Here is a 25673-nt window from a genome sequence, read left to right as displayed (position 1 = left end):
CACTTATACCGATCGATAACGGGATCATACGCTTTCGCTTACTTTCAAAAACTCGTTAATGGTTTTTATCATCGAAGTGTTCAGCAAAAGAACTCCGGGGCCAGTTAGAAGTTATTCCTCACTGTCTTGCACCATACGACAGCTCTCTGCATCGGAAATCACTCTTAATAATCCTCTTCCATGTCTTTACATATTATAGGGCAAAAAACATCTTTGTCCCACATCTAAAACAATAATAACACATGAAAGGAATATGTCAAGTACAAGCATCTTACTCTTCATCATTTTTAATCTTATTAGCCCTGGCTTCAATCTGTTCTTTTTGGATATCAGATGGAGCCTGCTCATATCTTGCGAATTCGTATTCGAAAGTCCCGCTGCCTCCGGTCATGGAACGGAGAACTGTTCCGTATCCATAAACAGAAAGTTCCGGGACATCTGCCTCAACAACTGTATTTCCGTTTGAATCGGGATTCATGCCAAGAACACGACCGCGGCGTTTGTTCAGATCTCCCATGACATCACCGGTGAACTTTTCAGGCACTGAAATCTTCATATTCACAATTGGCTCCAAAAGCACAGGTTTTGCCTCCATAAATCCTTTCTTAAAGGCCATCACAGACGCTGTCTTAAAGGCCATCTCTGAGGAATCAACCGGATGATAGGATCCATCGTAGAGTATTGCTTTCACACCGACCACAGGATAAGCAGCGAGGGGACCAGACTGAACTGCCTCGGCGATACCCTTTTCCACAGCAGGGAAATAATTCTTGGGAACTGCTCCTCCTACAACTTCTTGTTCAAAGATATAGGGTGTATTCAGATCATCCCAAGGTTCAAAACGCATCTTGACATGCCCATACTGGCCGTGACCGCCTGTCTGTTTCTTATATTTTGACTCTACATCGGATTTTCCACGAATCGTCTCACGGAAAGCCACTTTTGGTTCGCTTAAGACCACTTCCACATTATAACGTTCCAGCAGTTTGCTTGCTGTTACATCAATCTGCTGATCTCCGATACAGAAAATCAAAGTTTGATGATTGGCTGAATCGTTGACAACTTTAAGTGTCTGATCCTCCTGCATCAACCTTGCAAATGCCTGAGATATCTTATCGACATCTTCTTTGTTTTTCGGTTTGAATCTCTTTGCCGTGTACGGTTTTGAGATCTCGATATCCGGATAGCGAACCGGAACAGATTTCGTTGCCAGGGTATCACCGGTTTTCGCATCACCTAGTTTTGCAATCGCACCAATATCGCCTGCGTGAATTTCCTCAACCTCAATGGGTTTTGAACCTTCCAGCACATAGAGCTTATTCAATTTTTCTTCGCTGTCCTGACTGACATTATAGAGAACATCATCATTCTTGATTACCCCTGAGCACACCTTAATCAGTGAGTATTTCCCCAGGAAAGGATCTGCAATTGTTTTGAATACAAATGATGACTTTGGCTTCTGAAAATCATAATCAGCATTGAATTCTTCGTTAGTCTGGATATTTTCTCCCCTGCATTCTCTTTCATCCGGACTTGGAAAGTATCCGCAGATATCGTCCAACAGATTGGAAACTCCATAAAGGCAGACTGGAGCCCCCATGCACACAGGTATCAGGCTGCCTTCCTTTACATTCTTAGACAGTGCTGCAGAAATCTCAGCAACAGAAAACTCATCCCCCTCGAAATAGCGGTCCATAAATTCATCACTTGTCTCGGCCACAGACTCCATCAGCGTTTCCCGATATTTTTCCAGATATTCTTTTGAATAATCAGGGATTTCGCACTCTTTTTTTTGACCTTTGTCAAGGTAACGGCGTCCTTTATTCTTCACGATATTGATATAACCGACAAATTTCTCATCTTCCCTGATTGGCATGTGAAGCGGTGCAATCCTTCTGCCATATAATTCTTTCAGCTGCTCGACCACTTCCCGGTAGCTGACATTGTCAATATCCATCTCTGTGACAAAGATCATGCGAGGAAGATGATATTTTTCACAGAGATCCCAGGCCTTCTGTGTACCGACCTCGACCCCTGATTTTCCCGATACTACAATCACTGCAGCATCGGCTGCCGCCACAGCCTCTTCTACCTCACCCACAAAATCGAAAAATCCAGGCGTATCAAGAATGTTGATTTTATATTTTCCCCAAATAACCGGAACCAGCGTTGTTGATATTGAAAATTTCCGTTTGATCTCTTCCTTATCATAATCGCTGACTGTATTACCATCCGTAATCTTTCCAAGACGATTCGTAATACCGGAAAGATAAGCCATAGCCTCGGTAAGTGTTGTCTTTCCCGCACTACCATGTCCAAGCAGCACCACATTTCTGATCCTGTCAGTTCGAAAAACGTCCATATGTAATACCTCCTAATTGTTGTATGTATACATTTTACTAAATATACAATGGTAATTCAAGCTTTTTATTCATTTTAACCATTTTAATTTTAAAACATTCAGAATATTCGCAACATTTCGCTTTCGAATTGTACTCTGACACTTTACCAGTACTGTTATTGACTTTTTCTCCTATATTTAGTAAACTTATCAAAGAAAAAGAGGCAAAAGGAGGAAACACAGCATTGACAACTATCGGCTTTATCGGCCTCGGACTGATCGGTGGATCCATTGCCAGAGCAATCAGAAAACACCACCCGGATTACAAAATTCTTGCATACAATCCCAATAAGGATACCCTTATAACTGCAGTATCAGAGCATGTCGTTGATATCCCCTGCGATAAAACAGACATACGTTTTCAGGAATGTGATGTGATCTTCCTGTGCGCACCCGTGAACGCAAATATCTCCTACCTTAAAACATTAAAAGATATCATCTCATCTGACATCATCCTCACAGACGTAGGAAGTGTAAAGGGCACCATCCATCAGGAAGCAGTAAGTTTACATTTGGATGCTAATTTTATCGGGGGTCACCCGATGGCCGGCTCGGAAAAAACAGGATATGAGAATTCTGCAGACTATCTGATTGAAAACGCATACTATATCCTAACACCCTGTGAGACTGTTAAACCGGAAAAAGCTTTGGAATTTCAAAAATTTATACGTTCTTTGGGAGCCCTCCCTCTGATCATGTCCCCATCGGAACATGATTACATCACTGCCGGTGTGAGCCATCTCCCTCATATTATTGCCTCGATCCTTGTAAATGAAGTAAAACAACTCGACGGACCATCTGAATATATGAAAATGATTGCTGCCGGCGGTTTTAAAGACATCACACGGATCGCATCATCCTCGCCTGAGATGTGGCAGCATATCTGTCTCTCTAATAAAGATATGATACTGAAAACGATCGACAAGTTTGATGAACTCCTGATGACGGCCAGAGCCTGCATTGCAGACGCCGATAAGGACGGGCTCTATTCCATGTTCGAATCCTCGCGCTATTACCGCGACTCCATCACGGATATCACATCTGCCTCCAATAAAAGTCATGTATTATACTGTGATATTTATGATGAGACAGGCGGGATCGCTGCAGTCACAAGTGTGCTGGCACAACACAACATCAGTATCAAAAACATTGGAATCATACATAACCGCGAATTCGAGGAAGGGGTTCTTAAGATTGAGTTCTATCAGGAAGATGCCTGCAAAAAGGGTGCTGCCATCCTAAAGCAAAACTCCTATCTGATTCACAGGAGAACATAGGGATATCGAAAATCATTATATTCGACAGACTATAAAAAACCAAAAAGGAAGAAGATACTTTATGAAAATATCAAAACTTACACATCCGCTTCGCGGTGAATTGAAAGTTCCGGGTGATAAGTCCATCTCTCATCGGGCTGTTATGCTGGGATCTCTCGCACAAGGTGATACCGAGGTGTCGGATTTTCTTGAAGGAGCGGACTGTCTCTCCACGATTGACTGTTTTCGAAAGATGGGAATCGACATCGAAAAAACTGATCATAAAATCATCATTCACGGAAAAGGACTGCATGGGCTAAAAAAGCCATATGGGATCCTCGACTGTGGAAACAGTGGAACCACCATGCGTCTCATCTCCGGAATTCTTTCGGGACAGTCTTTTGAAAGTACGCTTACCGGAGATCCGTCTATCAAAAAACGTCCTATGAATCGGATTATACGCCCCCTGAAAATGATGGGAGCCGATATTAAAAGTATCAATTCCAACGACTGTGCTCCTCTTTCAATTGTGGGAAAACAGCTTAACGGCATCGAATATCACTCTCCTCTTGCATCTGCGCAGGTAAAATCCTGCATTCTTCTGGCAGGTCTCTACGCAGATTCACCGACATCTGTGACAGAACCTTATGTATCGAGAAATCACACAGAGCTGATGCTGTCTTATTTCGAAGGAGATGTCAAAACCTTGGAAACTACCGCCATGATACAGCCAGAACCTCATCTGAAAGGACAAAAGGTAGACGTCCCGGGAGATATCTCCTCCGCTGCATATTTTATTGCCGCAGCTCTTATGATACCAGGATCAAAAATCCTGCTCAAAAATGTCGGTATCAATCCAACAAGAAGCGGTATCATAACGGTCTGTAAATCTATGGGGGGAAAGATTGAACTCATAAGTCAGAGAAATGATGGATATGAACCGACCGCTGATCTGCTGATACAATCATCAGATCTTCACGGATGCGTGATAGGGGGAGGGATGATTCCCACCTTAATAGATGAAATTCCAATCATAGCCGTCCTGGCTTCCTTTGCCTCAGGCATCACAATGATAAAAGACGCCCAGGAGCTGAAAGTTAAGGAATCCAATCGGCTTGATATTATGGTGAAAGAATTACAGGCTATGGGTGTCAATGTCGAAGGTACCGATGACGGCATGATCATCCAGGGGGGGAATCCAATGAATGGAACCGAAATCGAAAGCTATCTTGACCATCGCATTGCCATGGCATTTTCAATTGCAGGACTCGTCTGCGAGGGTGAAACCACGATTAAGCACAGCAATTGTATCGATATCTCTTATCCCGGATTTTACAAAGATCTCGCAGAATTATCACAGGATTAACATTGCATCTCCGAATGAGAAGAAGCGGTATCCTTGCCGAACTGCCTCTTCGTAAGCTGCCAGAATGTGATCCTTTCCTGCCAGTGCTGACACTAACATCAAAAGTGTGGACTCTGGCAGATGAAAATTGGTAATTAATCCGTCAACCATCTTGAACGTAAAGCCCGGGTAGATAAAGATATCGGTCCAGCCACTCTTTGCCCTCAATATTCCATCATCTGAAACTGCAGACTCAAGAGTCCTACAGCTTGTTGTTCCAACGGAAATTACTCGATGCCCAGACGCCTTTGTATCGTTAATCAGCTTTGCCTGATCTTCTTCTACCACGAAAAACTCTGAGTGCATATGATGCTCTTTTACATCATCTACCTTGACAGGACGAAAAGTTCCAAGTCCCACATGCAGTGTCACATGGGCAATCTTCACACCCATATCTTCCACCTGCCCCAAAAGCTCCTTTGTAAAATGAAGCCCTGCAGTAGGTGCTGCGGCTGAACCCTCATGTTTTGCATAGACCGTCTGATAGCGATTCTTATCTTTTAGTTTATGTGTGATGTAAGGAGGAAGCGGCATCTCGCCCAGCTGATCTAAGATTTCCTCAAAGATCCCATCATAGGTAAACTGAATCAGACGGTTTCCATCTTCAACAATATCAATGACCGTTCCGGTCAAAATTCCCTCTCCGAAATCAATGACCGTTCCGATCTTACACCTTTTCCCAGGTTTCACAAGTGTCTCCCAGACATCATTTTCTTTTCTCTTTAAGAGCAAAATCTCGATCGAAGCATCTGTTCCTTCTTTTCGTCCGTAAAGACGTGCCGGTATCACTTTTGTATCATTGATCACGAGACAGTCTCCCGGATGTAAGTACTCTAGAATATCCGTGAAATGACGGTGTTCCACAGCACCAGACAAGGGATCCAGATGCATCAGTCTCGATGCACTGCGATCCTTTAAAGGGTCTTGAGCGATTAGCTCCTTCGGTAGCTCATAATTAAAATCTGATGTTTTCATGCAAGCAACATCTCCTCTTATTGTGATTGTTATGCCAGTTTTTTATTTTACATCCAATACCCAGATTTTACAACCCGCCAGTGTATTCCGTTTTCACATTCTCAGTTTCATTCTGCTCTTTTGTCATCTTTTTGCAGAGAATAATACCACTGATAAGAAGCAGTGGAAAGACAATGGCGAAAAGCAAGCCCGCTTTTAAGTTTCCATTCATCTGCCCGGATATCGTCCCGACCAATGTCGGACCCAGTGTGCAGCCCAAATCTCCGAAAAGGGCAAACATCGCAAACATCGCTGTTCCGCCCTTCGGGCATGCTTTTGCGGCCAGACTGAAAGTCCCGGGCCACATGATACCGACAGAAAGACCACACAGACCACATCCCAGAAGTGCCAGAAACGGAATTGGTGAAAAACTGGCAAGCAGATAACTGATCACACAGAAAACGGCACTTAGCTTCATGAAATTCATCAGATCAATCTTTTCACTGAGTTTTGCATATAAAGCCCTCGATGTGCCCATTAATGCGGCAAAAAAGCAGGGACCGGCAAGATCTCCAACTGTTTTTGAGACTTTCAGCCCGCTTTCAGCAAAGGCCGATGCCCACTGACTCATAGCCTGTTCAGAGGCCCCGGCACATACCATCAACAGAGCAAAGATCCAAAAAATCTTCATGCCAAACAGCTGCGATGGGACAAGGCCCTTCCCGTCCTCCACAAGTGCACGGATAGGCACTTTCGTAAAAGCCACTGCATTCACAGCAGGTATAACAGCCCACAGTATCGACAGCACTCTCCAATTGTCAATTCCAAAAATTGCAAAATATAAAGTTGAAAACAGGACAACCCCCACTGATCCCCAACAGTAAAAAGAATGAAGCAGGCTCATCGCAGCCTCTTTTTTCTCGGTTGGGCATGCTTCCACAATCGGACTGATCAAAACCTCAATCATACCTCCCCCGACTGCGTAGCAGACTACCGCCAAAACAAGACCGACGAATGGGGTATCCGCAAGATCCGGCAGTATGCCCAGTCCGATCAAACCAACCGCACAAAATAGATGCGCGCAGACTGCAGAAATTCGGTAACCAATTTTGTCCACTAGTTTCACCGACAGCAGGTCGACAAGAAGCTGGATGATAAAATTCAGTGATACCAGCATGGTGATCTGTGAAAGTGGAATCTTATACGTCTTCTGAAATGTCAGAAACAACAGGGGGACAAAATTATTGACAATTGCCTGTGAGATATATCCTACATAACAGGCGTGTATTGTGTGATTATAGTTACTGGCAAGTCCCATCGTACCCGTCTCAACTTTCCAAAGTATAGTAATTCGTCATGTCATCTTCTCCATAATACACCTGATCCGCAGCCCGAAGCGTCGACACCCCATTCTCTACACTCACAATGTTAACTGCGCAGTTCATCGGAACACCATTTCCCCAGAAATGTTCCCGATCTTCCTTTACATTCTGAAGCAGTGCACGCACTGTACATCCATGAGTCGCAATCAGGATCGTCTTATCCTGATAGTCAGGATTATGGATCAGTTCTGTATAAAATTTGCTGGTTCTCTCACAAAGTTCAGGAATCGTCTCACCTCCATTACCAGGTATAAACTGCATAGGTCTCAGGTAAAAATCATCGAAATGATCCGATGGAATCTCGAAATTATCCTTGTGACAGCCCAGACCCTCCCATGCGCCAAAGGATAACTCCAGAAGGCGGTTATCTGTCAGAATAGGAACATTTCTATCCCCAAGGATGATCTTTGCCGTTTTTAGTGCACGTGAAGAGGGACTGGAAAATCCAAGATCAAAAGGAATATCTTTAAGTGCCTTTGCAGTGATTTTTGCAAGACGAATCCCGTTCTCATTCAATTGTGTATCAGACTGACCCTGCAGCCGTCCCTGTACATTCCAGTCTGTTTCTCCGTGCCTTATAATATATAATCGCATGTAAACCTCTCTATTTCCTAAGTTCTATTCCAAGGCTTTCCAGCCCGTTCATAATCTTTCTCATCGCCGATGTAATCTCTGATTCTTCCAACGTCTTTTCCTTTGAGCGGAACAGAAGGGAATATGCCATAGACTTGTATCCTTCTTTAATCTGATGTCCTTCGTAGACGTCAAACAGTTCAAAACTTTCCAGAATATTTCCGCCCCTCTGAATCAGCAGATCTTCAATCTGACCTGCCTGAATCTCTTTTTGAACTACCATGCTGATATCTCTTGTAACAGCCGGGAATCTGGCAATCCCTTCATATTTATGGTCAAAGGTGGCATATTCCAGAACAGCCGGAATATCGATCACAGCTATATAAGTTCTCTCACCAATTCCATAGTTATCACATACAAGCGGATGTACCTCACCCAGAAAACCAAGCTTGGTCCCCTCATAATAAACATCAGCCTGACGGCCGGGATGAAGATAATTTCTTCCGGCATTGCTTTTATATTCCGGTCGTTTATTCAAGCCAACCTTTGTAAAGAATTCTTCGGCGACGCCCTTCATATCATAGAAATCACCCTCTCCATACATGGCAAGAGTAAACATCATCTTTTCTGTAGGCAGTTCTGTAAGTGGAAGACTTTTTGCCAGATAAACATTTCCCATCTCATAAAGTCTGACATTTTTATTCCTGCGATTATAATTAATGGCAAGCGAGGTAAGCAAACCATTCAGTGTAATCGTCCTCATAATTGAAAAATCCTCGCCCAGTGGGTTCATGATCGGAATTGCTTTCCGAAGAGGATCATCTACATCTAGCAGTAACTTGTCGAATACTTTCGGGCTTTCGAAGGAATAGCTCATCCCCTGTGAAAATCCGCAGTATTCCGCAACATCTCTGGCCCTGTCCTCAACCTGAAGTTTAAATGGCAGTTTTCCTGTTGTCGCCTGACCACTCGGAAGAGTCGTCGGAATATTGTCATATCCGAAAAATCTTGCCACCTCCTCAGCCAGATCAGCTGTGCGGAAGATATCCTGACGAAACGTAGGAGCAATCACTTCATTTTTCCTTTTATCATAGGTAAGTTCCACTTTTGCCATGTAATCAAGCATTTCCTGAGGTGAGAGACTAGTTCCGAGCAGACTGTTGATTCGTTCTGGCTCGAAAGTTACCCTCATCGGTTCTCTGATCTCATTACATACATCAATCATACCTCCTACAACTTCCCCTGCCCCCATCTCTTCCATGAGCTGGCAGGCACGATTTATGGCCTCGCTCGCATTATTTGGATCCAAGCCTTTCTCGAACTTTCCGGATGCATCGGTACGAAGTCCCAGTCGTTTCGAAGAAAGGCGGATATTCGTGCCATCGAAATTAGCTGCTTCAAACAGGATTGTGTGTACGTGGTCCGTAATCATGGAGTTTTCTCCTCCCATGATCCCAGCAATTCCGACAGGCTCCCTGTCATCACAGATCATCAGTATATTTTCATCCAGTTTTCTCTCCTGCCCGTCCAGTGTCGTGTAGATTTCGCCATTTTTTGCACGTCTGACGATGATCTTGCCGCCGGAAATTGTATCCAGGTCATAAGCATGCATTGGCTGTCCATATTCCTCCATCACATAATTTGTAATATCTACCAGGTTGTTGATCGGACGAATTCCATTCGAAGCCAGACATCTTCGCATCCACTTCGGAGAAGGGCCGATCTTCACGTTTTTGACCACACGGGCCGTATAACGCGGGCAAAGTTCCTTATCCTGCACATCAACACTGATATAATCACTGATATTCTCATCATTCCCCGTAGGTGTTATTACCGGAGATTTGAATTCTTTGTCGAAGGTTGCAGCAGCTTCTCTTGCAATCCCAATGACACTATAGCAGTCCACGCGGTTGGACGTGATCTCATATTCAATCACCGAGTCATGTAGTCCCAAAGCCTCGATAGCGTCATCTCCTGGTTCTACATCTGAATCTTCTGGAAAGATATAGATCCCGTATTCCGGAGCTTCCGGATACATCTCCCGGCTGCTTCCCATCTCCTCGATCGAGCACATCATGCCCTCACTTTTAACACCTCGAAGTTCTCCGGTCTTAATCGTTGTCCCTCCCGGTACTTTTTTGCCGTCATGACCGCCAGCAACCTTTCCCCCATCCAGAACGACTGCCACTTTCTGTCCAGATATACCTTCTTTGACATTCGGGGCACCGGTCACGATCTGTAATGTATTGTCTTTGACATTTACCTGACAGATAACCAGATGGTCAGAATCCGGATGTTTCTCAACACTCAAGATTTCCCCGACAACAATCTTATCAAGATCTTCGTCGAGAGTTTCATACCCTTCTACCTTCGTTCCGGACAACGTCATCGCATCCATATATTCCTGCGCCGTGACAGAAAGATCCGGCACATACCTTTTAATCCATGATAATGAAGTGTTCACGATATTTCCTCCTATTGCTCACCTTTTTGCAGTTTCATGTATCAGAACTGATTTAAGAACCGCTGGTCATTCTCATACAACAGTCTCATGTCATCAATTTCATATTTTAGCAGAGCGATTCGTTCTAGTCCTACACCGAATGCAAATCCTGTGTATTCATCCGGATCGATGCCGCTCATTTCAAGCACATGTGGGTGTACCATACCACAGCCTAAAATCTCAATCCAGCCTTCCCCCTTGCAGAATCTGCAGCCTTTTCCACCACATTTAAAACAGCTGACATCCATCTCCGCACTGGGTTCCGTAAATGGAAAATGATGCGGACGGAATTTTGTCTTTGTATCCGGCCCGAATAGTTCTTTCGCGAATTCCGCCAAAGTTCCTTTTAAGTCGGAAAATGTAATATGCTTGTCGATGACTAATCCTTCGACCTGATGAAAGGAAGGTGAATGCGTCGCATCAACCTCATCCGCACGGAACACACGCCCCGGTGCGATCATGCGAATTGGGAGTTTCCCTTTTTCCATCACACGTGCCTGTACCGGAGATGTTTGAGTGCGAAGGACTATATCCTTGTTAATGTAGAAGGTATCCTGCTCATCTTTTGCCGGATGATTGGCCGGAATATTCAGTTTTTCAAAATTATATAAATCAAGCTCAATATCCGGTCCTTCCACAACCTCATAACCCATGCCGATGAAGATTCTCTCCAGTTCGCCGAGAACAATCGTATTTGGATGACGGTGACCAATCTTATTTCTCCTGGCTGGGAGTGTAACATCAATAACTTCATCCTTCAACCTTTTGTCAAGTGCTTCTCTTTCAATTTTCTGCTTTATGAAATCAAGCTCTCCCTCGATCTTTTCGCGCGCATCATTGACCATCTGTCCGACGGCCGGACGGTCTTTTGGATCCACATCCTTCATACCCTTGAGGACAGTCTTTAATTTTCCTTTTTTTCCGAGTACATCAACTCGCACTTCATTCAGCTTTTCCGTTGTATCGGAGGAATCGATTCTCTCTAATGCTTCTTTTAAGATCGAATCCAGCTTCTCACTGATCTTTGTATCACTCATGTAATAATCTCCTTTTTTATTGTTTCAGGACATAGAAAAAGCTCCATCCCATAAAGGGACGAAGCCATCATAATCGGTTCCGCGGTACCACCCTGATTTCAGACAATCGTCTGGCTCTCATTCGCCGCTGTAACGTGCGGTCACGTCCCATGGCTACTCAAACGCTTCACCCGGAAAGCTTCAGTGCGAATCTCAATTCAGGTCTGAACTTAAGGAGCTTCCAGCCCATGACTCCCATTCTCTGTTAAGAAAACATAAATCTACAGACACCTTCAACGCTTTTTCATATGTATCTTATTTTACTAGAAATTTCTCACTTGTCAAGCACTAAATGATTCTCGGCAAGAACTTTTGTCGTCTGATCCTTAAATTTACTAAAGTCATCCATCCTTGAATCCAATCGGTTATAAAGTTTTAACATATCGCTCTGCGTTGAATCTTCTATTCTGTGGATTCTATAATAGGAGTCCATGTCATCCATCTTCTGATCCAGCCCATTTATTCTTGACTCAAGACCGGTCCTTGTTCTTACAATTTCATCAAGTAACAGTTCGCTTCGTCTATCGATTTTTTGATCCATCGACTGGAATCTCTGATCAGATTTGCGATCCATCGACTGGAATCTCTTGTCAAATTTGCGATCCATCTCTTTCATCTTTTGGTCCATCTTATTAAAACGTTTATCATATTTTCGTTCCATTTGTTCAAACTTGGATTCAAATTTTTGATCCATCTGTTCAAACCTGGATTCAAATTTCTGATCCATCTGTTCAAACCTGGATTCAAATTTCTGATCCATCTGTTCAAACTTCGATTCAAATTTCTGATCCATCTGTTCAAACTTCGATTCAAATTTCTGATCCATCTGATCAAATCTCTGATCTACCTTATCAAATCTCTGGTCCAGTTCCGTGTGCAATTCACTGCTGAACTCTTTAAACAGCGTTCTCAGCACCTCTACATCCTTTGCCTCCATGGATAACAGCTCCTCCTTGTCTGCGAAATGTTCAATAAAGTGTTTTTCAAGCTTTTTCTCTGCCATACAGTCTCCTCTCTCCCGGGAGGCCGGACAGTCATGATGTTTGATAAGTATAGCAAGAAACGATCAAAATTTCAATTGACTTTTTTCAGCTTCCCATGGAATATGTTCAGTTGTAAGTATCGGGAATTCAGGCTGAAATGCCTATGAAATTAAGATTCCAGATATTTACAGATTACTGTTTCCGCATCAAAAAGTCAATCAAAAACATGCCCAAAAATACGCAGACAATCTTGTGGATACTGCTACATTAGCTATGAACCTGATCTAGATATTCCTCCAGAGTGATGCCTCGATTATGAATCTGTGCGGCAGCATCTGTTCCAACGTATCGAAAATGCCAGGGTTCATTGATCACTCCCGTGATGTCTGTCTTATCAGGAGGATAGCGGCGGATAAATCCATATTTGTAGCTATTTTGTTCCATCCACTGGTAGACCTGATCTCCGGTCGAGTAAACGCCGTCTGCATTGATATCCACGCCAAGCCCCAGCTGATGTTCACTCGTTCCGGGAAGAGCAACCCATGCCTCCGCTTTCTCTTTCGCCTCTTGATCCGAAAGACCCTTTGCCTTGTAGTCTGCGATCTTTTCCTTCATCAGTGATTTCTGCTTTTTCTCTGTCCGAAACCCAGAGCCGACAATCGGATAGATACCCGCTTGTCTCGCATCATCAAACATCTGTTGAAGTGCCGGATAGATCCGCTGATCGACTGACTGTCCATTGGAGAGCGTCGTAAGTTCGATCTTATAGTTGGAAGGCAGGCGATTCCACTTATTGACCAGAATCAGATTCCAGGGGGTGCCATCCACACTGGCAGTTGCTTCCTGTCCATCTTTTGCAACAACGTCTGAAGATAGTCCCTCTTTCAGCAAGATCCCTGCTCCTGCCCCGACAGTCAATAATAGAACAATTAGAATGATTACAATATGTTTTCTTCTTCTCCGCTTTCGCTGTTTTGTATGTGCCATAATCTATAATAGATTCCTTCCTTTTTCAACAGTTCCTCATGTGTTCCGCTTTCCTGAATGTGCCCCTGATCGAGTACAATAATCTGATCCGCCTTTAAAAGGAATCAATATTTTTTAAAGATTCTTTTGAAGTCCAATACTCAATACAAGCATCACAGATTCTGCCAATGAAGTGCTCACTAATCCAATTAAATTTTTAAGCATTTTTCGATCAGCATATGTAACGCTTTCAGTCATAAGTGTCATAAAATCTCTCCACTTTTCACGGATTAATTCCGTCCAGAACGAAAAATCAGACCATGCGGATGGAATGTAATCATCAGAGAAATGCAGACTCAGCAGTAAAATTGCGCACACACCAAGAAAACCTAACACGATAACACCATAGCGGAGCAGATAAGCTGCTATATCCTGCCAGGGATGCTCCCACTCTTTCGCACTTAGAACCTTTACTTCTTTCCAGGTGTATTTCAGAAGACAAACCAGGCAGATCCAGGCCGGAATCCATAAGAATATTCCTCCCACGCCTGCATAGAGCTGACCTTCTGACACAGAATCGGGTTCTTCCATGAAAAGTGCGCTTAACTGCTGCTTCACCACTGAGAGTGGAATTCCGGGAGCAGATACCCTCATATTAGAATATTTACTGTTTCCGGGTCCCTGGATCAGACCAAGTTCATCCTTGCTATCCAGGATTCCACGCACCTGATATGTCTTTTTGTTCAATAAGACTTCTTCTCCCAGAACCTCGTGGGTTGAAAAAAGGGCGTCTGCCGTTTTTTTACTCAATACACAACCATACTCATCCTGACTTTCGGCGAATGATCCGTTCAACAGACTCTGTGGAACAACCAGATTCATATTGCCGGCTGTCAGAATAAGATTTACTTTTACCCTTCGGTTCAATGTCGGATTCTCGATCTTTGTATGTTCCTTCGGCTGAAAAAATGCAAAATCCCGGATTTCACGTTTTGCCTCCAAAGAAGTATCGTTCCAGAAGTCCTGGATTTGTTCCCGCGTGTAAACAGGCTTCTGGTTATAGAATCCTGCCATGGCCGAAAACTCCTTCAAATTTTCATAACAACGAATTCCAAAACCCAGAATCAATCCAAATAGGAACAAAAAAAGTCCCTTTTTGCCTGCTGCTTTTACTCGGTCAGTCGTACGCGGTCACCTTCCTTTACATATTTATTACTTTCTGTGATGATCCTGGCATCCTCGGGTAGGTTGATCTGCAGTGCCGCATTTTTATCATCTTTATCCACCAGCACTGCCGATACCTTGACTGCCGTATAAGAATTTCCAAGAATTCCAGACTTTTTCCCGGCTGTTAGAACATAGGCGTTTCCTTCAGATTCTCTTAGCGCGGTAATCGGAACCATACTGTCATAGCTGATATCCAGCTTCTTCTTATAATCATAAGTTACGGTGGTTCCAATTTGATAGGTCCCCTGATCAAGAGGCGCATACCATACCGTCCGGATGCTATCTTCTTCCTTTTTCCGGGCGATACGGTCCACGTTCAAAGACACAGAATCCGCAGTTCCGGATATTCGTGTTTCAATCTCATCACCCTTCTCAATCTTTCCGATTTTGTCATCCGGTATCACGCCATAAACTTCCAAATCCTCTGTATAGAGGGCCAGCTGCTCGCTTCCGGTAGTGATGAGTCCTTCCGTTAGATCGGTGGAAGCCATAGTCCCCTTCATCTCTGCCTTAATCATGGCCCCTCCATCTTTAATGGCCGTAAGTTTTATCAGTTCTTCCTTTTGTTCATCGACATCCACCTGTGCTTCCTGAACTGCCAGATAGTTCCCCTGTTTTTTATTTTTTTCATCCTTCTTCACCTCAGCCTCCTGCTGTTCGGCAAGATGATAACTTTTTATGGACTGCTGATATGTGGAATTTGCAGTATTCATGGTCTCTTCCTGTGCCTGAATCTGATCCTGCAGTTCCTCTTTTTTCTGCTCTGCCTCCTGCTGCTCTTCTTCTGTTCCACCTGGATGTGCATTGGCATAGTTATTGAACGCATCCACTGCCTTTTGATAATTTTTCTGTGTCTGTACAAAGGCATCTTTCGCAGTGTTCATATCAATCTCAGGCTGAGCCGTAAGCGGTGTCCGCGGCTCGCCTTTTCCCTCCAGCTTTTTTTGTTCCATCTGGAGCTCCGCTTTCCGGACCTCTCTCTGCTTTTTTTGAATCTGATCATCGAGATAAGAAACATCCAGTGATACCAGAGGAGTGCCGGCTTCAACCTCTGTGCCCGGCTGTACCAGGATATTTGATATTTTCTGATTTTCCGGTACGGAAACTGCCTTCTGATCGCGAGATACAACTTCTCCGTTTCCCTCAAATTTCTCCGTCAGTTCTCCCTTTTTCAGGCGTGTGGTTTTGACTTTGGGAACTGTCAGAGAATCTGCACTCCTTGCAGCGAAGGTACAGCCTGCCATGACAACAAAAAAGGCAAGGATCATCTTTAATATTTTTTCTTTCATTGTTTTCCACCTATTACCCTACTCTTTCAATCCCGACGCCACAATTCCCTGCTGCAGATATTCCTGGCCCCACAAAAATCCCAGTATCGCCGGGATCATCATCACAACAGAAGCGACAAAAGATACGCTGACCTGATCTGTAGTTATCTGGGGCAGATATAGGGACAGCGGAAGCTTTGATTTCGTCTTTAAAAATGTCATGGGTGCCTCAATCGCATTCCAGTATTCGAGAAAATTCAAAATCAGTGAGGAGATAATTCCAGAGGAAGCCAGCGGAATTCCCACTTTTAAAAATATCTGAAATGAATTTGCTCCGTCTATTTTGGCTGCTTCTATCAGTGCATCCGGAATCGAGTTAAAAAACTTCTCCATGATAAAGACCGGAAATGTAGAAAAGATCCCCGGCAATATGATTCCCCAATGCGTATCCATCAGCGATAACTTCGATAATACCAGGTAATTCGACACCATCGTCACCTGAAAGGGCATCACCATCAGAATCATATAAACCAGAAGCAATATCTTTCTGCCCGGAAAATCATACTTGGCAAATGCCCATGCAGCCGGTATTCCTACCGCCATTTGACCGATTAAGATCGGAAATACCTGTCTGCAGGAATTCCAGAACATGACAAAAAAATCAGGAGAATCCAGCAGAAGCTCTACATATGATCGGAATGTCGGAAAATCCGGTATTAGCTTTAAGGTGATAGGACCTGAAGTCTCTTCTAATACCACTCCATAAGATTCCCTCAGCTCTTCCGGACCCAGAAAGGATCCGGTTACCATCATAATCAGCGGGAATATCATGATGAAACCCGTGAGAGTTAAAATCCCATACGATATATCTCTGTTTTTCAATTCATCGATCCCTCCCCTGTCTGTCATTCCAGACTTCCACAAGTATCATCAGGATGCTCACTACTACAGACATCATAACCGCACCTGCGCTCATCTTTTGAATATCAAGTTTTGTAAACCAGTTGTTGAACACATGTTGCAGCATATAGATACTGTGATGCGGATAATCTCCCGCGATCAGATATGCTTCGCGAAACACTCGAAAAGCATTGACAAATGACAGTACACCAATCATTGCCACACTGTCTTTCATCTGTGGAAGCGTAATATACCAAAAACACTGTATTTTCCCGGCACCGCTGACTTTTGCTGCTTCATACTGTTCTTTTGGGATCCCGGATAACCCGGCCACCCAGAGTATGACGTCATACCCGACGTTTCTCCAAATATAGGAGAATACCAGCACGCCAAAAGCATATCCTGTGTTCATCCAGTCTTGTCCGGAAAGATTGAATAGGTGGAGGAGTTCATTCAACAGTCCCTTCCGGTCGAAAGTAAGTTTCCAGAAAACCACGACAGAAGCCACCGGAATGGCCATCGGAATCAGATATAAGGCCTCATAAAAGGAACGCCACCTGGGAAGTTCATAGAGCAGAATCGCCAGTAAAAAGGAAATCACCATCAACAGGGGAAGACATATAGCCAGGAACCTGACTGTATGTGATACCGCCTGTACAAATGCTTCGTTTCTCAGTACATTTCTGTAATTAGTCAGTCCCACAAACGTGTTCCCCACTGCCTGAAAGAACGACCGCCGGATCACATCTGCAAAAGGAATCAGCCAGAACAGTAAAGTTCCCAGCAGGCTCGGTGCCAGAAACAAATAGGCTGTTTTACTCTTGGAGGTATGTATCCACTTTCTGGCTGATCCCTTGAGCTGTCTCTTCCGGAGTCTTCGTCCCCGCATAGCAATTCTCCATCTCCTTCATCACTGTATCTGTCAGAATATCATCCGGTCGGAACGGTTTTTTCAGCCCCTTAATCTTCGTATTGATCTGTTCTACCGCCACCTTATCCGGATAATGAGCATCGAATTTTTCTTCTGTTCCTGTGAACGGATTGACAGCAGATGTCCCGACAATATCATTCTTTGCTGCAGCTGTTTCCACATAATCCGCAAGATATTGAAGAGCATTCTCCGTTACCGGAAATCCCTCTGAGGTATCAATATTCTGAACGGAATCTGAATACATACTCTGGATAAATTCTTTGGCAAGTTCCTGGTTCTTTGAAGCGGCATTGACACCGATAATCACTTTTGGTATATATAGTTGTTTGATGCTATCATAGCCGACACCTTTCTGTTCCATCCTTGAGAATGGTTCCCGAATAGAGTTAAGTCCTCTGCCTTCTTCAATACTTGCAAATCTGTCACCAAAAAGGCTAAATCCTGACTGGAAGTCTATGCCAGCCTGTTTCAAGTCTATTTTTTCTTCATCTCCTGCTCCATCTCACTGGCTTTGGATGTTTTACAGATCTGTATCCAGTCGGAAAGAAGTTCTGATAACTTTTTCTCATTTACCGAGCCGTCTTTCTCGATAATTTCATCGTACATAACGGAAAAGAGAGTTCTACCAAGGGCAACCTTTTCACTCACTCTTCCCATAGCAAAAAAATAAAAGCTGTTCCCTGCAGTTAATCCCTGCATTGTACAGCTTTTTCTTTTATTTTTCTATTTTTTACTGTTGTCTATCTTCTATTCCTCAATATCTCTCGTAATCTTACTATCGACCACCAGCTCTTTTCTGCCAAATTTCCAATGTTCCAGGTAGGTACGGATCTTATACCCTTCTGCGTTTTCTACATGCCAGTCAAAATAATCCGCCTGTGGAAACCCATAGGTATCCAGGATACTCATAATTGTGCCGCCATGAACCACCATAGCCACATTTTCATATTTTTTTTGTATACAGTAAGCGATCATATGCTCAAATGCATCCAATGTGCGTTCTTTAAATTCCTGCATAGTCTCTCCGCCGGGAAATCCGAGAGTTCCCTCGCTGTCGATCCACTGCTGATAAGATTTACGATCTGACAGCTCCTGATAATTTTTATTCTCAAATTCACCGAAATCACATTCGCGGAACCCATCGATGATCATATATTCTTGTTCGGGAAACAACAGCAGTGCCGTCTCGCGACATCGGATCATGGGGCTTAAAAATACGCACTCCACCGGGGAAAAGAAAGGTTTCAAAAGTGCCTGGGATTCCGATTCCAGAAGGTGTTCATCCGTCGTTCCTATATAGCGCCCCTGTGTATTGCCATATGTTTTGCCATGTCGTATCATCTGTATTTTAAGCATTTTTTATCACCATCCCAACCCCACATACTACACGGTGCACCTCATCTGCCTGCTCTGCAAGTTCTGTACAGATGCGTCCTGTTTTTTCTCTCCAAGCCCGATCAGAAGCCTCTACCGGCACAACACCATATCCAAGCTCGTCCGTGACAATTACAATATCCGGATTTTCTCTCATCAATTGCTCCGGAAACTGGTCAGGCTCGCCTGTGCGTAAAATTCGTTTCACAAATAGATGGAAATTGAAAATACCCTCAGACGAAAAAATATCATCGTATTCACATTCCTTTCCGTCAATCCAATGAATCTCTTTTTTTAAATAGTTATTAGCATATGCTCTTTTACCTTGAAAAGCCCCTCCTACAATCAGTATCATTCTTTTGCTCCATTCTCATACCTAATTCGAAATATCTATTTGATATAATTACTCGATGCTTCACAACATCTTACAGCTTTCCCATTATAGTGGCTGCAAAGATAACAGCAAGCTGCATCAAAAGTTCTGCCAAACTTAAGAAGTACCCCGCCAGATCTCCTGTAATTCCGCCAAAATACTTGTAGCTTTTCCATCTGTAATAGAAAAAAACAGCCAGTCCTGTACCAAAACAAGTGATACCCTGCACAGGGTTTAAACTACACATCACAACCAGCAAAATTGCAAGATAGATGATTAACACACATCCAGTCGCTTTCTTCTGAGCCTGGTCAGAGAATGCAGCCGCACTGCCCTTTGGATTTGCATTATGAAAGCAGATTACGGACAAACCACTAAAACATCTCGAGACGACAAATATTGCGCAATAAAAGGGCATCATTTTTCCTGTGATCTCTGTTGCAGCAGCAAAAGAGATTAAAAACCAGACAACCCCCGTAATGATGGCAAATGCACCCGCATGTGGATCTTTTAAGATTACCAGTCTTTGATTTTTCTCTCTCCACGAACTTAATGCATCCATCGTGTCCAGGTATCCATCCATGTGAATCCCACCGGTCACCAAAACGGGTATCAGTGTCATTCCGGCTGCCCGAAATACCGCTCCAAATCGCAGATACGAGGCCAACAAAAACCATCCATATTCGATAAGTCCGACAGCCACACCCACAAACGGAAAAAAACACATCGAATACTTCATGTGATCTTTCGTCCATTCAGTCTTTGGCATTGGAATCTTTGAATACATTGCAAATGCCACAATAAAACTACTCCATATATTCTTCATCATACTTCCTTCGTGTCTCTATTTGAATATCAACGGAATCCCATATACAATTTCTGTCACATGATCGGATATGGAGGCCATCCAAACATTAATATCTCCCAGAATTCGCTGATAATTCCTCGTTTCATCATCGTACCGGATTCCGTCAGAGAAGATCTCGTTTGTCACAACAATCAGATTCTTACAGGAATCTAAGAGATGGCGAATTCCTTTCATAATGGAAAGTGAAACATCTTTTCTAGCTCCCTCAGGACGAAACAGCTCATTTGCAGTGAGGTTTGACATACATTCCAGCAGAACATTCGCGCCCTCGGGAATCTGTGCCGAAGCAAGATCTGTATAGCACTCCACCGTTTCGAATTCCTTTTTTGCACGCATCTGACGATGTCTGGCAATTCTTTTATGGCTTTCCTCATCATACGGATACATCGTGGCAATGTAGATACGCGGACCAGATCCCGATCTTATAATAAGTTCCTCCGCATATGCCGATTTTCCGCTGCCGGAACCGCCTGTTACCACATAAAACATCCTGCTCCTCCTTTACTCAAGCGGCTGATATGCTTCAATAGAATTGTCTTTAAAGGTGCTCATTTTATCGTATACTTCACATGCCATATCGAGAATTGGAAAGAGTGTCACCGCACCGGTCCCCTCTCCCAGGCACATATCACAGGTGAGAAATGCATCTTTATGCAGTGCCTCAAGCAGCATTTTCGTTGCAGGCTCTTTTGAGACATGCGAGGCAATCATATAATCTCGTGTAATCGGAGAGATTCTCGACGCACAAAGTGCCGCAGCAAGAGAGATAAATCCATCAATGACAACTGGAATATGATAACAGGCTCCTCCCAAAAATACTCCTGTCATTCCTGCAAGATCAAATCCTCCGACTTTTGCAAGTACGTCAATGGTATCCTCTCGATCTGGATTATTTAGTTCAATTGCCTTTTTAATTGTGATAATCTTCCTGTTCAATCCCTCACCGGATAGCCCAGCGCCTCTGCCTGTCACCTCCTCCACAGATTTGTCAAGCAAGACGGAAACAACAGCACTGCTAGAGGTCGTATTACCAATTCCCATCTCACCGGTTGCCAAAATATCATAACCTTTATTCTTTAATTCTTTCACCAGTAAGATCCCTGTTTCAATTCCCTGTATTGCCTGTGCACGGGTCATCGCTGGCCCTTTTGCCATATTTTTAGTTCCATAGGCGATCTTACAGTTTCGAAGATTCGTGTCTCTAGCAATTCCCATGTCGACCGGAAGAAGATCTGCTCCGGCTCTTTGACATAATATGGCGGCTGTTGCTTTATCCGTCAGAAAATTCTCGGAGACAATTGCTGTGACTTCCTGCCCGGTCTGCGTGACACCCTCTTCGACCACACCGTTATCCGCACAGAGGATAACCAGTGCTTTTCTTGCAATATGTACTTTTTCCGTTCCCTGAATTCCTGCGATCTGCACGATCACATCTTCCAGCTTTCCCAGACTATGAAGTGGTTTTGCGATACTGTCCCAGTGGACGACCGCCCGTTTCATCGATTTCAAGTCTAATCTTTCAATTTTCTCACACAGCTTCTGTAACTCCAATTGTTATCCCCCCATTTTATCTGAAAATGATATTTTTGACCGTTTGTTCCATATTTTTTACATCAGTCACTGTGTCGTGAAGCACAGGAGCATCAAAGATCTCTTTTACTGCATTCGGAACTGCAACGTTACAGATTTTATGAAGTGCACTGATCTGTTCTACGTCTGTCAGATTTTCAGACTTTTCCGTACTTATGGAATGAAGAACACTTCCCATAAATTTATATGGACTTGCCGTCGATGCAATCACTGTAGGTGTATCATCCTTCGTTTCTGACTGATATTCATCATAAACTGCCGATGCCACAGCCGTATGTGGATCTAAGACATAACCGGTATCCTCAAACATCTTTTTTATCACAGCCTGTGTTTCTTTCTCAGAAGCATAATTGCCATAAAAGTTATGCAATCTCCCTCTCATCTCATCTGAGATTTTATAGATTCCCTTTTGTGACAGCTGTTCCATTAGCTTTTTATTCTCATCCTCAGAGCCAGAAACCATGTATATCAATCGTTCCAGGTTGCTGGATATGAGAATATCCATGGACGGGGATGAAGTGAGAAAAAACTCCCTGTTCCTATCATAACATCCCGTATGAAAGAAGTCGCTGAGAACTTTGTTTTCATTTGACGCGCAGATCAGCTTTCCAATCGGAAGTCCCATATTCTTTGCATAAAATGCAGCCAGGATATTTCCAAAGTTTCCTGTCGGAACAACAACATTCATCTTATCGCCGTTTTTTATTTTATTTCTTCTCACTAATAAAGCGTAAGCATAGACGTAATAAACGATCTGAGGAACCAGACGTCCGATGTTAATAGAATTTGCTGAGCTAAACTGAAAGCCTTTTTCAGCCAGTTCCCTCGAAAGTTTCTCATCTTCCAGAATCTTCTTTACACCAGTCTGAGCATCATCAAAGTTACCTCTTATTGCCACCACATATGTATTACCACCTTTCTGTGTTACCATCTGCCTCTCCTGAACAGGACTGACCCCGTCTTTGGGATAGAATACGATAACCTTTGTGCCCGGCACATCGGCAAAGCCTGCAAGAGCGGCTTTTCCGGTGTCTCCGGATGTCGCTGTCAAAATCACAATTTCATTTTTCACATGATTTTTTCTGGCTGCCGTTGTCATAAGGTGCGGCAAAATTGAAAGAGCCATATCCTTGAATGCAATTGTAGGACCGTGAAATAGTTCCAGATAAAATGCTCCATCTCTTTCTTTTAAAGAGACGATTTCTTCTGTATCAAACTTTTCATCATATGCTTTTGCAATGCAAGATTTCAACTCAGCTTCAGTAAAATCCGATAAAAACCGTCTCATTACCTCGAACGCAACTTCCCTGTAATCCATCTTCGCCAGGTCACTGACATTAACATCCAGTTTCGGTATCTCAAAAGGGACAAAAAGACCGCCATCGTCGGGCATACCCTTTAGAATTGCCTGTGAAGCACTCACTGCACTGCCATTTCCCCGTGTACTTTTGTATAGAACATCCATCATATCCACCGGCTCCTGTTATTAAAAATTTTTAAACACTTTTTACAAATTATAGCATAGGATAACCTCTCTGACAACTATACATATAACAATACCAATGGTCAAAAAGTATGTGTCGTTCATGTCCTCATGAGTAAAGCACACGGCTTAAGACCCGAAACAAACATGAGAAAGGCGCCTGATAAGTTATGCAGACAATATCAAATCGTTCTCTGAAGAATCGTTTGTACTTCCAGGGCAGACCCGTATTTATCTACGAAATCAATTATCCTATATTTTCTACCACTTGTGCTGATGACACTGCACAGAAGATCAATCGCTATTATCTGAAACAAGCGAATGATCTGGAATTCCGCTGTCGAAACGAACTCTTCCCTCAGGCTGTAAGCGGGCTTGGGAATCGCCCTTTGTACCCCTCGCCTTTTCCAAGTTATACCTTCACCTGCGATTATAAGATCACCTATAACTCCATGTGCATTACAAGCCTGTACTTTGATCAATACACCTATATGGGAGGAGCTCACGGTGATACCATCCGCAGTTCCGACACCTGGAATTTTAAAAACGCAGAACAACTGATGCTGCAGGACTTCTTCCCCAAACAGGAAGATTTCAAAGAACTGATACTAAAAGAAATAGAACGGCAGATTTCCGAGCGGGAGAAAAAAAATCCAGGGAACTACTTTGAAAACTATACAGATCTTCTGAGAGAAAATTTTCATTCTGAGAATTTCTTTCTTACACCAGAAGGGGTTGTGGTCTACTATCAACAATATGATATAGCACCATACGTGGGAGGAATACAGGAGTTTACAATCCACGGGATCCTATAAATGCGGTACACCATATGAAAACACGTGCTCTCTTTCCTGTACGCGAAAAAGGTACTGCAAAAACAGTACCTTTTTAGAGAATATCAGATAAATAATCGGAGTAACTGGATTCGAACCAGCGATCTCATGACCCCCAGTCATGCGCGATAACCAAACTTCGCTATACCCCGATCGACAACGAATTAATTATATCAAAAAAGCACATAATTGGCAAGTGTATTTTTATTTTCAGTTTTTTTAATTTTTCCTTGACAATCGTTTCATTCAATCTTATAATAACGCATGTATTTATTAATTTGTTGTAGAGACAGCAAAGAGGCAGAACCTGATGAAGTGATCTTATAAGCGAGGGTGAAAGACTATGGAAATTCTCTGCATGAATGAAAATATTGACTATACGCATATTCCGGCAAAAATCAATTACTATTCTAATGAAGACTTTAAGATACCGGCACATTGGCACACAAACATTGAATTAGAATACGTCATCCATGGCAAGGTACAAATCACCAAAAACGGCAAAGCCAGATGGATTAGTGCCGGAGAATGTATCATTATAGACAGCGGCAGTGTACACAAACTGCGAACTGCTCCTGATGAACACGCGGAAGGCATCAGTTTAATCTTTTCTAATGAATATTTAAAGGGCATCTGTCCCGATTTTGAAAATATATCTTTTGATCTGGGACACAGTCCCGAGAAGAAAAGGCTCTTCTATGAAACCATAGAGGAGCTTTTTTATATTCACAAAGAACAGTCTGAGACAAATACAGACAAAACCTCTGATCAAGATACCTATACTTTTCTTCTGGAAAGTAGTTATATACAGCGGATTTTATATCTTATGATGAATGATTTTGTTACAAACAATAAGCAGACACAGCAGACTCGAGCACAGATCACAGGTCAGAATCAGAGAATCAAACTTTGTATCCGCTATATGGAGGAACACTACTGTGAGAATCTAAATGCCGGTGAGATGGCTGAGCGGACAGGTGTATCACGTGAGTACTTCTCCCGCAGCTTTAAAAAATATACAGGAACGACATTCTGTGAATATCTAAATACTCTTCGTTTGTCCTTTGCATTTCGCTCTCTTGTATCATCTAAAAATTCAATTCTTGATATTGCCATGGAATCCGGTTTTCCAGACCAGCGGGCATTTGTAAGATGTTTTCGAGGCAGGTATAACTGCTCTCCAAGCGAATACAGAAAACAACTCAAAAACCATGGGAAGTCACAAATTGTACAAAAACCGGTCAATAATTGCGAAGAAATTCCAAGCAGCAGGTCCTATACTATAGATGAATCAAACATTTCTTTCAAATAGCGAGGTATCGCGCTC

The 25673-nt window shown here is 43.2% G+C and carries 24 protein-coding genes, 1 tRNA gene and 1 other annotated feature (1 of these 26 only partly in view); of the genes, 4 read left to right on the top strand and 21 right to left on the bottom strand.

Annotation, left to right across the window (positions count from 1 at the left end; genetic code table 11):
- Positions 1-190, bottom strand: a binding site (T-box leader); it reaches 65 nt to the left of the window's first position.
- An 81-nt stretch (positions 191-271) separates the two neighbouring features.
- Complete coding sequence (locus INP51_RS06670) at positions 272-2362, bottom strand: elongation factor G (protein WP_193736926.1); 2091 nt, start codon at positions 2360-2362, stop codon at positions 272-274.
- A 224-nt stretch (positions 2363-2586) separates the two neighbouring features.
- On the opposite strand from INP51_RS06670, the gene INP51_RS06665 reads away from it, so the two are divergent.
- Together INP51_RS06665 and aroA are read left to right on the top strand one after the other, a co-directional pair.
- Positions 2587-3678, top strand: coding sequence for a prephenate dehydrogenase (locus INP51_RS06665; RefSeq protein WP_193736925.1), 1092 nt, complete (start codon positions 2587-2589; stop codon positions 3676-3678).
- Positions 3679-3739: 61 nt separating this feature from the next.
- A complete protein-coding gene (aroA, locus tag INP51_RS06660; RefSeq protein WP_193736924.1) occupies positions 3740-5023 on the top strand; it encodes a 3-phosphoshikimate 1-carboxyvinyltransferase in 1284 nt (427 codons plus the stop codon).
- On the opposite strand, the gene queA is transcribed toward aroA, so the two are convergent.
- The 19 genes from queA to thrC form a co-directional block, all read right to left on the bottom strand.
- Positions 5012-6037 (bottom strand): tRNA preQ1(34) S-adenosylmethionine ribosyltransferase-isomerase QueA, encoded by a 1026-nt coding sequence (gene queA / locus INP51_RS06655; RefSeq protein WP_193736923.1) that lies wholly within the window; start codon positions 6035-6037, stop codon positions 5012-5014. The two genes, aroA and queA, sit on opposite strands and share 12 nt — an antisense overlap.
- Positions 6038-6104: 67 nt before the next feature.
- Positions 6105-7334: an MFS transporter gene (locus INP51_RS06650; RefSeq protein ID WP_193736922.1), complete on the bottom strand. Its 1230-nt coding sequence runs from the start codon at positions 7332-7334 to the stop codon at positions 6105-6107.
- 10 nt (positions 7335-7344) lie between these two features.
- Complete coding sequence (locus INP51_RS06645) at positions 7345-7992, bottom strand: histidine phosphatase family protein (protein WP_193736921.1); 648 nt, start codon at positions 7990-7992, stop codon at positions 7345-7347.
- A gap of 10 nt (positions 7993-8002) precedes the next feature.
- Entirely contained in the window at positions 8003-10435 is a 2433-nt protein-coding gene (gene pheT / locus INP51_RS06640) for a phenylalanine--tRNA ligase subunit beta (protein ID WP_193736920.1), read from the bottom strand.
- Positions 10436-10476: 41 nt separating this feature from the next.
- Positions 10477-11496, bottom strand: coding sequence for a phenylalanine--tRNA ligase subunit alpha (gene pheS / locus INP51_RS06635; RefSeq protein ID WP_193737273.1), 1020 nt, complete (start codon positions 11494-11496; stop codon positions 10477-10479).
- A 328-nt stretch (positions 11497-11824) separates the two neighbouring features.
- Positions 11825-12553: a hypothetical protein gene (locus tag INP51_RS06630; protein ID WP_193736919.1), complete on the bottom strand. Its 729-nt coding sequence runs from the start codon at positions 12551-12553 to the stop codon at positions 11825-11827.
- Positions 12554-12800: 247 nt separating this feature from the next.
- Positions 12801-13520, bottom strand: a complete 720-nt coding sequence (locus INP51_RS06625; RefSeq protein WP_193736918.1) for a M15 family metallopeptidase — start codon at positions 13518-13520, stop codon at positions 12801-12803.
- A gap of 114 nt (positions 13521-13634) precedes the next feature.
- Complete coding sequence (locus tag INP51_RS06620; protein ID WP_193736917.1) at positions 13635-14573, bottom strand: ABC transporter permease; 939 nt, start codon at positions 14571-14573, stop codon at positions 13635-13637.
- Between the two features lie 95 nt (positions 14574-14668).
- Positions 14669-16015: an HlyD family secretion protein gene (locus INP51_RS06615; RefSeq protein ID WP_193736916.1), complete on the bottom strand. Its 1347-nt coding sequence runs from the start codon at positions 16013-16015 to the stop codon at positions 14669-14671.
- Positions 16016-16033: 18 nt separating this feature from the next.
- Positions 16034-16903: a carbohydrate ABC transporter permease gene (locus INP51_RS06610; protein ID WP_193736915.1), complete on the bottom strand. Its 870-nt coding sequence runs from the start codon at positions 16901-16903 to the stop codon at positions 16034-16036.
- The gene (locus tag INP51_RS06605) at positions 16878-17783 is read right to left on the bottom strand and encodes a carbohydrate ABC transporter permease (RefSeq protein ID WP_193736914.1); all 906 of its coding nucleotides are present in this window, start codon (positions 17781-17783) and stop codon (positions 16878-16880) included. Before INP51_RS06605 ends, INP51_RS06610 begins: the two co-directional genes overlap by 26 nt.
- Entirely contained in the window at positions 17710-18186 is a 477-nt protein-coding gene (locus INP51_RS06600; RefSeq protein ID WP_193736913.1) for a type 2 periplasmic-binding domain-containing protein, read from the bottom strand. Before INP51_RS06600 ends, INP51_RS06605 begins: the two co-directional genes overlap by 74 nt.
- A 113-nt stretch (positions 18187-18299) precedes the next feature.
- On the bottom strand, positions 18300-18482 hold the full coding sequence (locus INP51_RS06595) for a hypothetical protein (protein WP_193736912.1): 183 nt from the start codon (positions 18480-18482) through the stop codon (positions 18300-18302).
- 90 nt (positions 18483-18572) lie between these two features.
- The gene (locus INP51_RS06590; protein WP_193736911.1) at positions 18573-19181 is read right to left on the bottom strand and encodes a histidine phosphatase family protein; all 609 of its coding nucleotides are present in this window, start codon (positions 19179-19181) and stop codon (positions 18573-18575) included.
- Positions 19174-19554 (bottom strand): bifunctional adenosylcobinamide kinase/adenosylcobinamide-phosphate guanylyltransferase, encoded by a 381-nt coding sequence (locus INP51_RS06585; protein ID WP_193736910.1) that lies wholly within the window; start codon positions 19552-19554, stop codon positions 19174-19176. The genes INP51_RS06590 and INP51_RS06585 overlap by 8 nt, the downstream gene beginning before the upstream one ends.
- A gap of 70 nt (positions 19555-19624) precedes the next feature.
- Positions 19625-20401, bottom strand: coding sequence for an adenosylcobinamide-GDP ribazoletransferase (locus INP51_RS06580; protein WP_230406896.1), 777 nt, complete (start codon positions 20399-20401; stop codon positions 19625-19627).
- A 15-nt stretch (positions 20402-20416) separates the two neighbouring features.
- Positions 20417-20929: a bifunctional adenosylcobinamide kinase/adenosylcobinamide-phosphate guanylyltransferase gene (locus INP51_RS06575; protein ID WP_193736909.1), complete on the bottom strand. Its 513-nt coding sequence runs from the start codon at positions 20927-20929 to the stop codon at positions 20417-20419.
- Between the two features lie 12 nt (positions 20930-20941).
- Entirely contained in the window at positions 20942-21991 is a 1050-nt protein-coding gene (gene cobT / locus INP51_RS06570) for a nicotinate-nucleotide--dimethylbenzimidazole phosphoribosyltransferase (RefSeq protein WP_193736908.1), read from the bottom strand.
- Between the two features lie 16 nt (positions 21992-22007).
- On the bottom strand, positions 22008-23495 hold the full coding sequence (thrC, locus tag INP51_RS06565) for a threonine synthase (protein WP_193737271.1): 1488 nt from the start codon (positions 23493-23495) through the stop codon (positions 22008-22010).
- A 188-nt stretch (positions 23496-23683) separates the two neighbouring features.
- Here thrC and INP51_RS06560 point away from each other — a divergent pair, with 188 nt between their 5' ends.
- A complete protein-coding gene (locus INP51_RS06560) occupies positions 23684-24328 on the top strand; it encodes a DUF3298 and DUF4163 domain-containing protein (protein WP_193736907.1) in 645 nt (214 codons plus the stop codon).
- A 95-nt stretch (positions 24329-24423) separates the two neighbouring features.
- On the opposite strand, the gene INP51_RS06555 is transcribed toward INP51_RS06560, so the two are convergent.
- Positions 24424-24498: transfer RNA gene (locus INP51_RS06555), tRNA-Pro, on the bottom strand.
- A gap of 206 nt (positions 24499-24704) precedes the next feature.
- Between INP51_RS06555 and INP51_RS06550 the strand changes: the two genes are divergently transcribed.
- Positions 24705-25658, top strand: coding sequence for an AraC family transcriptional regulator (locus INP51_RS06550; RefSeq protein ID WP_193736906.1), 954 nt, complete (start codon positions 24705-24707; stop codon positions 25656-25658).
- The last annotated feature ends 15 nt before the right edge of the window (positions 25659-25673 follow it).

Origin of the sequence: Blautia liquoris, from assembly GCF_015159595.1 — a bacterium.
In the GTDB taxonomy this organism is placed as follows: domain Bacteria; phylum Bacillota; class Clostridia; order Lachnospirales; family Lachnospiraceae; genus Novisyntrophococcus; species Novisyntrophococcus liquoris.
This window is presented reverse-complemented; position numbering and strand designations above follow the sequence as displayed.